Raw genomic sequence first — 13596 nt, forward strand, 5'->3', positions numbered from 1 at the left:
AATAAGGAGCTTTACTCTGCTCCTTATTTTGATTTTTTTGATTCTTTATTAATTTTTGTTTCATTTGAAGTTTTAGCCACTTCCATTTTACATGAGCCTTCGAACACAGCATTTTCATCCACAATGAAGGTTTTTACTTGAATATCTCCATATAATTTAGCTGTATTTGTTAATCTCAACATTTCTTTTGATATAATATTACCTTTTACAATGCCTGATATAAAAACATTATTGCAAGTTATGTTGCCATTAACTTTTCCACTTTCCCCAATTATAACATTTCCTTCTGTAATTAGGTCACCTGTCAGCTCACCATCTAATCTTATTGTTCCAGTGCATTCAATTTTTCCTTCAAGTTTCGTATTTTTACCAATAAGCGTATCAATTTTATCAAGCTTTACTTCCTTTTTGTTAAACATTATAAATCGCTCCTTATAAAATTATTCATAGTTGTTAATTATATTTTTAGGGTTGACGGGTTTGCCATAGTATCTGATTTCAAAATGTACATGTGGCCCTGTGCTTCTACCAGTGTTGCCCATTTCAGCAATAACTTCTCCTTTTTTTACATGCTGTCCGACTTTTACAAAGAGTTTTTTATTATGCCCATATATGGATTGATAACCATATCCATGACTGATTATTATGACTTTCCCATATCCCCCATAATAACCGGCAAAAGTTACAACTCCACTTCCAGCAGCTTTAATTTTTGTTCCAGATCTATTTGCTATATCTAATCCTTTATGAAACTCTCTTCCTCTACCAAATGGATTACGTCTATAACCGTAATCTGAAGTTATCCTACCTTCAGTAGGCATTAAATTTGGTTTTGCATCTAAATACTTTAGTCTTTTTTCTACATCTACTATTAATTTACTTAATTCCTCTTTACTATTATCTAGAAGTGTTGATAAATCGTCCATTTGTACAGTTATACTATTATCAAGTTCTTCTAAAATTAATTTGTCTTTTAAAAATGGATTTCCACTTCTTGAAGAATTTATTGCTTTTTTTTCTTTTTTGTTTTCTTTAAGGCCAACCATATTTTTAATTGTTTCTTGAAAAGTAGAAATAGCATCAAGTTTTTCCTGTATTTCAGCAGTTTTCTGTCTTAGTGTTTCAATTTCAGCTTTTTGCCTTAGATTGACATCATTTACATAGTCTAGTTCATCTAGTTTTGCTAAATATTCATTTTTTAATTCTCGATAAGCATAAAACAGAAAACCCGTCGTAGATAAAATGATAATAATAAGTAGTATCAAGAACTTAGGAACCCACGTGGCTATTTTTAATTGTTTTATATTGTTAGAGTGGGGAACGATAAGTAAAGAGAAATATTTTGGTTTTTTTGTTTTAGTATGTATATATTTCAAATTTCCCCCCCTTTCATAAGTAATTAAGGCAAGTAAAGCCACAAATTACTTATTCTATAAGTGTTTTATAAATCCTTCTTTATATTGTGAGAAAATTATAGAAATTAATTTGGTAAAAATATGTTATATAGATATGTATGTCCATATAAAAATATTTATTCCTTTTGTATAAAAGCTAAGGTTATTTTGTTGAATTACAGTGTATCAAATGGTACTATAATTATAGTAATAAAATTTAGAGAATCGAAATATTAGGGGGTAGAAGAAATGTGTCAGCTTAATAATGTTGAAGCTATTGAGAAATATTTAAGAAAAATTGATTGCATAATAAAGAAAAAAGGGAGAGAGATTTTAAAAGATTATAATATAACAGGACCTCAATTTAATGCACTTCAGTATTTGATAAGAGAAGGAAATTTGACTATAGGAGATCTAAGTGAAAAAATGTCTCTTGCATATAGTACAATAACTGATTTAATTGATAGAATGGAAAAAAATGATTTGGTTATAAGAGTGAGAGATGATAAAGATAGAAGAGTGGTTAGAATAAAAGTGTTAGATAAGGGATTTGAAATATTAAAAAAGGTTCTTAATAAAAGAATAGATTATTTAGAAAAAAAGTTAAATTTTTTTACTGAAGAAGAAAAACAATTTCTTGTTGAAAGTTTAGAAAAGTTATATATAGCTATGGAAAGAGAACTTTAGAGGAGGCTTTATAGTGGAAGTCATAAAAGATGCCAATAGAAAAGTTGTGGACAAAGCATCAGTAGATAAAAATTTAACTAGACAAACTATTAGATTAGCTTTTCCTGCAATTATGGAAATGTTGATGCAAACTTTACTAGGTTTTGCTGATATGGCTATGGTCGGAAGCCTTGGAGCTTCAGCAATTGCTGCTATTGGTATAAGCGATATGCCTATAATGACTGCATTGACATTTTTTGCAGCAATAAGCGTTGGTACTACAGCTTTAGTTGCAAGATTTATTGGAGCTAAAGATATCAAAAAAGCAAATGATGTAGCTAAACAAGCATTGATTATTAGTTTGATATTAGCAGTTTTTTTTAGTCTTTTAGGTCAATTATTAGCTAAAAAGGTAGTAGTTTTAATGGGGGCAAAAGCAGATGTAATCTCACAAGCAACAGAGTATTTTAAAATTGTAAGTTTGTCATTTCCTTTTATGATTATAGGTATAATAATGAGTGGTGTTTTTAGAGGAACAGGAGATACTAAGACACCTATGTATGTAAATGGTATTTCAAATATAATAAATATAGTTGGTAACTTTTTCTTGATTTACCATACCCGAATAATAGACCTAAGTATTCCTGTTATAAATAAAAGTATATTTATTAAAATACCAGGTGCTGGTTTAGAAGTTAGTGGTGCAGCTATTTCTACGGCTTTTGCTAGAAGTTTTGCTGGCTTATTAATCTTTTTAATTATTATTAAAGGTAAAGGCAAATTAAAAGTTAATATTAAAGAGAATAATAAAATTGATTTTCAGATTATTAAACGTATTTTTAATATTGGAATACCTGCTGCAATAGAACAGTTTTTTATGAGATTTGGACAGCTTTTGTTTTTTAGAATAGTAACAAGCCTCGGTACAACAATGATAGCGGCACATAGAATCACATTAACTGCTGAATCAATATCATTTATGCCAGGTTTTGGATTTGCATTAGCAGCAACCACATTAGTAGGTCAGTATTTAGGGGCTGAAAATCCTAAATTAGCACAGAAAAGTGGATATATAGCTGTAAAGATGGCTTCCATAGTGATGGGTATATTTGGGCTTTTTTTCTTTATTTGGCCTGATATATTTTTAATGATTTTTACAAGAGATAAGGAAATATTAGATAGTGCAAGATGGTGTCTTAGAATTGTTGCTATATCACAACCTTTCCTAGCAGGTGTAATGGGATTTGCTGGTGGATTAAGAGGTGCAGGAGATACTAAATGGGTACTTATAATTACTTTTACCGGTATTTGGGGAATAAGGCTTACATTAGCATACTTATTTGTAATAGTTTTAAATTTTGGACTAATTGGTGCTTGGATAGCCATGAGTATTGATTTGATTATAAGAGGACTTCTATTATTTATTAGATTTAGATCTGGAAGATGGAAAAGCATACAAGTATAATAACACATGGTAAAATATACCCTTAAAACTTAATTTATGATATAATGTTAATTAAATTTAATATTTTCTGAAACTTGTATTATTAAGTATTGATTGTTGTGGGGAAGGGGATTTTATGGAATTAATAAACAACCGGTATTTTATAAATAATATTATTGAAGAAAATAATAGAAGTATTACATATGAAGTAACAGACTTAATAAAAAACAATGCAAAGAAATTTTTAAAAACATATAAAGAAACATCAAATAATAGTAAATATATAGAATACCTAACACAAAATTTTATTAGATATAGCACTATTGCACATCCTAATATAATCAAAAGTCACAGTTTTGATATAGTTAAAACAATTGATAATAAGGCTTCAAAACAACCTTTATATTTTTATACAACTGAAATAAAAAGTAGATTAAAGCTTATTGATGTTGTGGATAAAATTACAGAAAAAGAAGTAATCAATATCGTTTATCAAGTATGTGATGCATTATATTATCTACATTTACAAGGAGTTACTTACGTATTTTTAAACCAAGAAAATATTTTTATAGATAAATCTAAAAATGAAATAAAGGTTAAATTACAAGATATTATTTCAGTAAAAGAGCATATTTTAAGCAAAACTTTTGGTTATAATGATAGATTATTTATTGCACCTGAATTTACTTTTGAAAAAGAAAATATAGATAGGCGAATAGATATTTTTTCAATTGGTATGTTATTTTATGTTTTGTTAAGAGGTTCTGATAAAACAGATTTTAGTTATCAGAGCATATTAGATGAAGTAAAAAGCTCAGATGATGACTATTTTAAGATTATAAAAAAATGCATAAACAGAGATGTTGATAAGAGATACGATAATATTTATCAATTAGTTAATGATTTGAATGCTATTTCAGGAAAACGATTTGAGTTTAACTTTTCAAATCGAAATTTAATATTTAAAACTCCTATAGTAGGTAGAGATAAAGAAATAAAAGAAGTACTTAATATTGATAGTCAATTTAATATAGGAAATTATAAAACAAAATTGGTATTAGTTAAAGGTGAAAGTGGGATTGGCAAAACACGTTTTATCAATGAAATAGGATATAGGTTAAGAATGAGTAATAGAACATTATTTAAAACTGTAGTTGATATATCTAATTCAGATTGCTCTTCACCAATCCAAATGATTTTAAAACAGATGGTAAAGAATGCAGATGTTAGTTTGATTGAGAAATATGGTCCAGAATTAGTAAAAATAATACCAGATATAAGACTTATTAAAGATATTAAACCATCGCCAGTTTTAAGTGCAGATAAGGAAAAATTAAGGTTATATGATCGTATTACTAACTTTCTTGTAGATTATATAAATAATACGCCAACTTATATAATGATAGATGATTTACATAATGCAAACTTAGAAACTTTTAGAATGTTGAATTTTATTATAAAGAATAGCAGGTCAATTCCTTTATTATTGATTATCACCTATGATGAAGAAAGAATAAGATATAGATCAGAGTTAAAAAATATTATTGATGAATGGAATAAAATGAATGAAGTTAAGGAACTTGAATTGCTTAAACTTAATTTACATGAAACAGCAGAATTATTAGGTAATATTTTAAATATTGGTTATAAACCCATTAGTTTTACAGCAAGAATAATAAAAGAAACTAACGGTAATCCAAGATATATAGAAGAAGTTTTGAAAAAATTGTATGTAGCAAAAGAGCTTTATTTGGACAAAAGAGGTATATGGAAATTAGACATTGAAAGTATTGATCAGCTCCCTATACCTGAAAATATAGATAAAGCCATTAAAGAACAAATTGAACTGTTAGATAGAGATTTATACAGTATTATTAAAATAATTTCTGTATTTAACAGTCCAGTTTCCCAAAAAATTATAGAGAAAATGGTTAAGATTAGTGAGAAAAAATTATTAAAGTTAATAGATAATTTAGTTTCAATGAAACTATTGGATAAACGAGTAGAAGATTGGGGTTATACTTATACTTTTTATAATCGAAATATTAAAGGATATATATATAACAGTATTGATAAAAATGAAAGAAGTAAACTGCATAAGCAAGCCTCTAAAATCCTAGAGGATATATATAGAGAACAAAATAGAGTGAATTTTGATGAATTAATTTTTCATTTAACTCTGTCTAATGAAACAGATAAAGCTATTGATTATGCTATTATATTTGCTAAAAAAATGCAGAGTTTACTTGCAAATTCACGTGCAATGCTATTATGGGAAAAAGCATATAGGCTTTTAAAAGAGAAACCAAATGATATAAGAGAATTAGATGTATTAATAAATATGGGTAAATTATATGCTTATCAAGGTGAAAATAGTAAAGCTATAGACATGTATAAAAAAGCTTTGCAAGGAGCTCAGAAATCAGATAAAAAACAGTTAGTTGTTAGATGCAAGATAAACATTGCAAACATTTCATATTTAAGAAATGATTTGGATACATGCAAAAAACTAGCAATCGAAGCATATTTAGAGGCAAAAGATATAGAGTCAATAGAAGATATTTTAGATGCTGTAATTTTACTTAATAAAATTAATATTTGGAGAGGTAAATATGATTCGGTTTTAAAGTTTAGTGAAAAATATTTACAATTAGCTTTGGAAGAAAAGTTATATAGATATGCAGGTAGTTTTTATAATCATATGGGACTTGTTCATATGTTTATAGAAAAAATCGACTTAGCTAGAGAATGTTTTGAAAAAAGCATAAAGCTATTCCAAAAAGCTAATGAGTTTGTAGAATCTACTGGTCCTATTAATAATATTGGTATAATTTATGCTGATTATTTTGATGAAATTGATAAAGCAATGAAGTACATGAGAGAAGGAATTGAGATATCTCAGAAGTATAATTCTACACAAAGTGAAGTTGTATTTTTAAATAATATAGGTGAATTATACTTAAGTATTAATGAATATGAAAAGGCTAAAGAAGTAGTTGAAAGAGCTGTTAAACTATCAAAAGAACTTGAAGATGAAGATACATATTTTCTTGCTATGAAAAATTTAACTGCTATATATCTTCATATGGGAGAGTTCGATAAGTGTTTTGATTGTTATTATATTATAGAAGAAAAATTTGAAAAATCTAAAATAAGTAAAATAAATGCTACTGAATATTATAACTTTTTAAGCGAATTTTATTATAAATTCGGCAAATGGGACAAGGCGAAGGAATATTGTAATAAGACAATAGAAAATAGTACTAAATTTGATATCAAATATAAGCTTAATGCGATATCTTTAAAAGCTCTTATTAAATATTATGAAACTGGTATATTAGACAAAGAAGAAATTAATAAAATAAGAAATGAATTTAAACTTAGAAATCGTAATACCGGTCGAAGAGATTTCCTTTTAAGGATATCATATGTTGCTATTCAAAAGGGCGATATAGACTATGCATTAGAATTACTAGAAGAAGATGCTAAAATAGCAAAAAGAGTATCTACAATTTATTTAGATTTAGTTAGAAAAATGCTGATTATATGTATAGAAGACTGGGGGATTCAAAGATTATTAGAAGTACTTAAATTGGTTAGAGATAATAGATTTTTAGAGTTTGAATTGTTTGTTTATTATATGATTGGTGAAAAGTATTTTAAGAAACAAGATTACTATAAAGCAGCTAATTATTATCTTATGGTTTTGGACTTATTAAAAAGGCTTTCAAAAAAGATACCAGATGAAAGTTTTAGATCAACTTATTTTAATAGCCATGGAAAGCATAAGATAATACAAAAAGTAAGTACGATAATAGATATTTTATTGAAGAATAAAGATAAATCATTATTAAGAAGATCAAATGAAGTACTTGAAAAAATGAAAGATAATAATCTTAAAGATATAGATCTTTTAATAAATTTATTTAATAAAATTAATAGAACAATAGAAGGCCATAGTAAAAATACAAAGGCATATTTAAATATGCTGCAGGCAACAAAATTGATAGAAAAATTTAATGATGATTATGAAAGTAATTTACGCAGCTTAATAAGTTTTGCAGTAGACCAAAGTTTAGCTAGTAGAGGTTTTATTTTCATAAACAATGAAGCTACAAATGAATTAGAAGTTATTGCTTCTACAATAGATAATATCGATCAGGTAGAATTAGATAAAATAAGATTTATAGTTAAACAGAGACAGAAAGCTTTTATTTTAAAAAATATTTTTGAAGAGATAAGAAGTGAAGCAGATAGACTTTTATTTGGTGATATTAAATCTATGATATGCATTCCGATTTGTAGAAATAGAAAAGAAAGTTTATTAAATAAAGTAGAAAGAAGAAAAAAGATAAAGAGTTTTTCAAATGATAAGATTATAGGATATTTTTACTTAGATTCAGATATGATTTTTAACAGATTTGATCAAAGAACTTTTGAGTTAATGAAAATGTTATCCTATATAGCTTATTTGAATATTGAAAATTATTATTTAAAAATTTCTTCATCAACAGATAAACTTACTGGTATTTATAATAGAAAATACTTTGACTTTCTATTTGATGAAATATTAAGATTTTCAAAAGTTAACAACTTTAATTTTTCGGTGATAATGGCAGATATAGACAAATTCAAAAATGTAAATGATGTATTTGGCCACCAGAAAGGTGATGAGATTTTAAGCAGAGTTGCACAAATAATACAGAATAATATTAGGAATACTGATATTGTTGGGAGATATGGTGGTGAAGAATTTATAATTATATTACATGATACTGAAGGAGATGAAGGATTAAAAGTTGCAGAAAAGATAAGAAAAGAAGTAGAAAGTGCTAACTTAATAAGTAAAGATTATCCGGTTACTATTAGTTTAGGAGTATCAAATTATCCACAACATGGGAAATTTAAAGATGAACTTATAGAAAATGCTGATAAAGCTTTATATCATGCAAAAAATACAGGAAGGAATAAGTCTGTCCTTTGGGATAGTTCTATTAGAGATAAAGTAGCAAGGTTTGATAAGCTTGCTGGTATAGTAACTGGAAATACAGTACAGGATCAACGCAGTGTTTCTTTAATGATTGATGTTTTAAATCTATTAAAATTAGATATAGAAACAGAATACAAGATATTTGAAATTTTAGGTAGACTAATTGAAGTTATGGAAATTTATCAGGCAATATTATTTACAATTGAGGAAGATTTAAGTATAAATAAAATGTATGCCAGAAAAAGAATGGAACAAAAATGGGACAATAACCCTAGATATAATAAAAATATTATAAATAAAGTAATAGATAGTGGTAAGGGTGAATTTTTAATAGATTGGGAAGATATAGGCAAAATTGATCCTGTAACAGGCAAACCAGATTGGCAGTCAGTGATTGCTGTACCTTCAATTATAAATGGAAAGATTAAGGGTATTTTATATCTTTCAGTGCCAATAAAGGAAAAGGAATTTGATTACAATTCATATAATTTTATTAGTAAAATAGCAGATATAATTGCAGCTATTATTTGAATTAATGAACAGAATATAATATCATATATTTGTTTGTAAATACTAAAGAAGATATTTTGGAGGTGATTTATTGTCAGTTACTATTAAAGATGTAGCCAGGATAGCTGGTGTATCTATATCAACAGTATCAAGAGTTATTAATAATTCTAAGCCTGTTAGCCCAGAAATTAGAAAAAAAGTTCTAGATGTAATAGAAGAAATTGGATATAAGCCAAATGAAATTGCTAGAACTTTAGTTACAAAAAAATCATTTTTAATTGGTGTAATAGTAACAGATATCGGCAATTCATATATAGCAGATATGGTAAGAGGTATTGAAGAAGTTGGGAAAATGTACAATTATGATATTCTTTTATGTAGTACGTATGGCGACAAGACAGCAGAGCTAAAATATATGCAGTTGCTTAATAGAAAACAGGTTGAAGGTATAATTTTAGTGTCCGACGTTTTAAATTCAGAAACTAAAGAACAAATTGATAAATATGATATACCTTTTGTATTTTTAAGTAGATTTTCACATCAAGATGAATATGCAACAGTAACTATAGATTATATTGATGCTTCTTATGAAATGACTAAGTATTTAATTAATTTAGGTCATAGAAATATATTATATCTAGGATTAAAGGAAGATGTTAACTCATTGGAAAATATGAAAATAAAAGGATTTGAAAAAGCTTCGGCAGAAGAGGATATAAATAGCAATATTTATTTTGCAAATGGATATAAGATAGAAGATGGATATGAAGCTGCCAAACAAATTTTTAAAGATCATGACGATTTAACAGCTATATATTGCAGTAATGATGAATTAGCTATTGGTGTTATGAATTATTGTTATGATAATAAAATAAGAATACCAGATGATATTTCGGTTGTAGGATTTGGAGATATTAGTATTGTTTCTAATTTAAGACCTAGATTAACAACAATTAAAATTCCATTTTATGACATAGGAGCTGTTGCAATAAGGAGAATAATTAAAGAGCTTAAAAAAGAACCACTAGAAGAAAAACGTACATTATTACCATTTCATCTACAGAAGAGAGATAGTACAATAAAGTTAAATAAATAGGAATAAATGCATCTCCAGATACTCATAATAAATATGAGAGTATTTGGAGGTGGATACTATGAAAAAGAAAATTGCAGTTGAAGAAGGATTAAAAAATATGAGGGATTTCCTTTCAAGTAGAGGTTATGATGTAGAAAGTTTAAGTAAAAGTATAAATAATATAGATAACTATGATGCTATTGTAGTTTCAGGTCAAGATAGTAATTTTATGGGGATACATGATAGTATTACTAAAAAACCTGTTATAGATGCTACTGGGAAATCACCTCAAGATGTATATAATCAATTAAAGGGATTACTTAAATAAAAGCAGCTTTAAGCTGCTTTTATTTTAATCGAAGATTTCGTTCTTACAGAAGGAGGTTTTTAAAATGAGATTGTTTATTGCTTTATCTTTTGATAGAGAATTAAAAGAAAGATTAGGGAAAATACAAAAGAAGGTAAAGAATAACTCATCAAAGGGAAGGTGGGTATATATTGACAATTTTCATTTAACTTTGAAATTCTTAGGTAGTGTTGATAAAAACTATGTTGGAGACATAAACAAAAGTCTTAGAAAAATCGCTTCTAATTTTGATGAAATTAAGCTTAAATTGGACAAGTTAGATTATTTTCCAGGAAAGGATATGATGAGAGTTGTGTGGCTAGGTGTTTCAGGAGAAGTAGAAAAGGTTAAACAAATAAAACTTGCAGTTGATAAAGAATTAATAAAGTATGGTTTTCCAAAAGAAAAAAGAAAATATACACCTCATATAACTTTAGCAAGAGATGTAGTGTTTGAATCAAGAAAGCACTTTGTAGATGATTTAATAGAGAAGGATTTAGATTATAGTTTTACATTAAAAAATTTGACATTAATGAATAGTGAATTAATAGGTGGCAAGAGAATATACACCCCTATAGGAAATTTCCGTTTAGGTTAACTATAAGAGTTTAGTGCAATAAAACATTAAATTGTTAAAATTTTGAATATTTCTTAAAATTTAAACTTATTTGAAGGAAAAATATTAAGTATTGAAGAATAAGAAAGGAGTGAAAAAATGAGTAAAAATTTTAGAAGGGGTTGAAAAAATGGGGAAAGTGATTATAGATGGCTACAGCTTAACGATTGATGACGTAATGAATGTTGCAAGAAAAGGATACATTGTAGAGTTATCTGATGATGCGGTTTTAAGAGTTAAAAAAGCTAGAGAGCTTGTAGATAAGTTTGTTGAAAATGAAAAGGTTGTATATGGGATTACAACTGGATTCGGGAAGTTTAGTGAAATGGTTATTTCAAAAGAAGAAACAAAACAATTGCAGAAAAATTTGATTATGAGCCATTCGTGTGGAGTAGGAAATTCTTTAAACGAAGATGTAGTTAGGGCTGTAATGCTTCTAAGAGCAAATGCTTTAGCTAAAGGAAATTCAGGTATTAGGCTAAGCACTCTTCAAACCTTAATAGATATGTTGAACAAAGGAGTACATCCGATAATACCAGAAAAAGGTTCTTTAGGTGCAAGTGGTGATTTAGCACCTCTGTCACATATGGTTTTAGTTCTTTTAGGCGAAGGAGAAGCAATATATAAAGGCGAAAGATTGAGCGGAAAAGAAGCGATGAGCAAAGCTGGCATACCAATAGTTGAGTTGACATCAAAAGAAGGTTTAGCATTAATCAATGGTACTCAAATTATGACAGCTATTGGGGCTTTAGCAGTTTATGACTCAAAACAATTAATGAAGATTGCAGATATATCTGCAGCGTTGACAATTGAGGCGCTTAACGGGATAATAGATGCTTTTGATGAAAGAGTTCATAAAGTTAGACCTCATTTAGGACAAATTAAAACAGCTAGTAATATTAGAAGATTATGTGAAGATAGCAGAAATATAACAAGACAAGGCGAGATAAGAGTTCAAGATGCATACACTTTAAGATGTATACCACAAATTCATGGTGCAAGTAAAGATGCCATAAAATATGTAGAAGAAAAAATAAGTATAGAGATAAATTCAGCGACAGACAATCCTTTGATTTTTAGTGAAGATGAATTTGTAGTTTCAGGAGGTAATTTTCATGGGCAACCAATTGCTTTGGCCATGGATTTCCTAGGAATTGCTTTATCTGAAATAGCTAATTCTTCAGAAAGAAGAATTGAACGACTAGTAAATCCACAGTTAAGTGGGTTACCAGCATTTTTAGCCGAAAAGGGAGGCTTGAATTCTGGATTTATGATAGCTCAGTATACAGCTGCTTCGCTAGTATCGGAAAATAAAGTCTTAGCGCATCCTGCTAGTGTGGATTCAATACCTTCTTCTGCAAATCAAGAAGATCACGTTAGTATGGGTACTATAGCAGCAAGAAAGGCAAAAGAAATATTATTTAACGTACAAAATGTGCTGGCAATTGAAATGATAACAGCTGTTCAAGCTATAGATTTTAATGAAAGTGAGAAATTAGGAAAAGGTACGAAAGCTGCATATAATAAAATTAGAGAAAATATATCTTATGTAGATAAAGATAGGATTTTATATAAAGATATTAATAAGAGTTTTGAATTAATTAGTTCAGGCGATATTTTAAGAGAAGTAGAATCATATATAGGTGAATTAGAATAAAAATAGACTAACAGCCAATAGCCAAACATATGTAAGTTTTTGACTTACATATGTTTTTTCTTTATAATCAATTTGAGACTATGTATATAGGTAGTTTTATTCTTATAAATTATTGTTATCTATTTAATTGGAGGGAGAGTTATTATGTTATCAAAGGAAAAATTAAATAGAATAAACTATTTAGCTAGAAAATCTAAAATAGAAGGTTTAACAGAAGAAGAGAAAAAAGAACAGAAAGCTCTAAGAGAAGAATATCTAAAGAATTTTAGAGAAAGTTTTAGAAAACAGTTAAACTCAATTAAGTTTGTAGAAGAAAAAGAATAGAGGATAAATGAAAAATATGTAGAATAAATGAATAGTAAGTAAAAAAATAGGGGGTATTCTATATGGCTGAGAAGCAATATGTAGTTTTTAAAATAGGTAATGAAGAGTATGGTATAGATATTATGAATGTTAAAGAAATAGGACCATATCAAAAAAGTGTCAAAGTGCCTAATGCACCAGTTTTTGTTGAAGGAATAATAAACTATAGAGGGAATGTTATACCGATAATAAGCCTTCATAAAAGATTTAACATTGAACAAAAAGAAATTGATAGTAATACAAGAATTATTGTAATAAATTTGAAAGATAAGCAAATAGGCTTTATAGTAGATGAAGCTTCTCAAACTATTAGACTAGATGATAAAGATGTAGACCCAGCACCTGATATTGTAGCAGGAGTAGATAGTAAGTATATTACAGGCGTTGGTAAACTTGATGAAAGACTGATAATTTTAGTTGATTTAGAAAAAATATTAACAGAAGAGGAAAAGCAAAAAATAGAATCTATGCAAGTGTAGATTTTTTGACGAAATGGATATTAAGATGTAGTAATGTGTATTACGAAAATTTTTAA

11 protein-coding genes are annotated in these 13596 nt (G+C 27.6%); 9 read left to right on the forward strand and 2 right to left on the reverse strand.

Translation table 11 applies throughout. The features are described 5' to 3' along the window. Positions 1-23: 23 nt before the first annotated feature. The gene (locus tag TR13x_RS00115; RefSeq protein ID WP_054869857.1) at positions 24-419 is read right to left on the reverse strand and encodes a polymer-forming cytoskeletal protein; all 396 of its coding nucleotides are present in this window, start codon (positions 417-419) and stop codon (positions 24-26) included. A gap of 21 nt (positions 420-440) precedes the next feature. Then, the gene (locus TR13x_RS00120) at positions 441-1376 is read right to left on the reverse strand and encodes a M23 family metallopeptidase (protein WP_054869858.1); all 936 of its coding nucleotides are present in this window, start codon (positions 1374-1376) and stop codon (positions 441-443) included. A 267-nt stretch (positions 1377-1643) separates the two neighbouring features. Between TR13x_RS00120 and TR13x_RS00125 the strand changes: the two genes are divergently transcribed. The 9 genes from TR13x_RS00125 (at position 1644) to TR13x_RS00165 (ending at position 13540) form a co-directional block, all read left to right on the forward strand. Continuing rightward, positions 1644-2081, forward strand: a complete 438-nt coding sequence (locus tag TR13x_RS00125; protein WP_054869859.1) for a MarR family winged helix-turn-helix transcriptional regulator — start codon at positions 1644-1646, stop codon at positions 2079-2081. A 13-nt stretch (positions 2082-2094) separates the two neighbouring features. Further along, on the forward strand, positions 2095-3525 hold the full coding sequence (locus TR13x_RS00130) for an MATE family efflux transporter (protein ID WP_054869860.1): 1431 nt from the start codon (positions 2095-2097) through the stop codon (positions 3523-3525). A 115-nt stretch (positions 3526-3640) separates the two neighbouring features. Continuing rightward, entirely contained in the window at positions 3641-9025 is a 5385-nt protein-coding gene (locus TR13x_RS00135; protein ID WP_054869861.1) for a diguanylate cyclase, read from the forward strand. Between the two features lie 70 nt (positions 9026-9095). Further along, complete coding sequence (locus TR13x_RS00140) at positions 9096-10100, forward strand: LacI family DNA-binding transcriptional regulator (protein WP_054869862.1); 1005 nt, start codon at positions 9096-9098, stop codon at positions 10098-10100. A 58-nt stretch (positions 10101-10158) separates the two neighbouring features. Next, positions 10159-10407, forward strand: coding sequence for a YkuS family protein (locus tag TR13x_RS00145; RefSeq protein ID WP_054869863.1), 249 nt, complete (start codon positions 10159-10161; stop codon positions 10405-10407). A gap of 64 nt (positions 10408-10471) precedes the next feature. Further along, a complete protein-coding gene (gene thpR / locus TR13x_RS00150; protein WP_054869864.1) occupies positions 10472-11023 on the forward strand; it encodes an RNA 2',3'-cyclic phosphodiesterase in 552 nt (183 codons plus the stop codon). 148 nt (positions 11024-11171) lie between these two features. Then, positions 11172-12698: a histidine ammonia-lyase gene (gene hutH / locus TR13x_RS00155; protein ID WP_054869865.1), complete on the forward strand. Its 1527-nt coding sequence runs from the start codon at positions 11172-11174 to the stop codon at positions 12696-12698. A 144-nt stretch (positions 12699-12842) separates the two neighbouring features. Beyond that, positions 12843-13022 (forward strand): DUF896 domain-containing protein, encoded by a 180-nt coding sequence (locus TR13x_RS00160; RefSeq protein WP_054869866.1) that lies wholly within the window; start codon positions 12843-12845, stop codon positions 13020-13022. 62 nt (positions 13023-13084) lie between these two features. After that, complete coding sequence (locus tag TR13x_RS00165) at positions 13085-13540, forward strand: chemotaxis protein CheW (RefSeq protein ID WP_054869867.1); 456 nt, start codon at positions 13085-13087, stop codon at positions 13538-13540. The last annotated feature ends 56 nt before the right edge of the window (positions 13541-13596 follow it).

It is taken from the genome of Caloranaerobacter sp. TR13, from assembly GCF_001316435.1.
In the GTDB taxonomy this organism is placed as follows: Bacteria; Bacillota; Clostridia; order Tissierellales; family Thermohalobacteraceae; genus Caloranaerobacter.

Bases quoted from the DNA above. Each gene is read 5' to 3' on its own strand.
- TR13x_RS00115 (WP_054869857.1), bottom strand. From the start codon at position 419: ATGTTTAACAAAAAGGAAGTAAAGCTTGATAAAATTGATACGCTTATT.
- TR13x_RS00125 (WP_054869859.1), top strand. From the start codon at position 1,644: ATGTGTCAGCTTAATAATGTTGAAGCTATTGAGAAATATTTAAGAAAA.
- TR13x_RS00135 (WP_054869861.1), top strand. From the start codon at position 3,641: ATGGAATTAATAAACAACCGGTATTTTATAAATAATATTATTGAAGAA.
- TR13x_RS00145 (WP_054869863.1), top strand. From the start codon at position 10,159: ATGAAAAAGAAAATTGCAGTTGAAGAAGGATTAAAAAATATGAGGGAT.
- thpR (WP_054869864.1), top strand. From the start codon at position 10,472: ATGAGATTGTTTATTGCTTTATCTTTTGATAGAGAATTAAAAGAAAGA.
- hutH (WP_054869865.1), top strand. From the start codon at position 11,172: ATGGGGAAAGTGATTATAGATGGCTACAGCTTAACGATTGATGACGTA.
- TR13x_RS00160 (WP_054869866.1), top strand. From the start codon at position 12,843: ATGTTATCAAAGGAAAAATTAAATAGAATAAACTATTTAGCTAGAAAA.
- TR13x_RS00165 (WP_054869867.1), top strand. From the start codon at position 13,085: ATGGCTGAGAAGCAATATGTAGTTTTTAAAATAGGTAATGAAGAGTAT.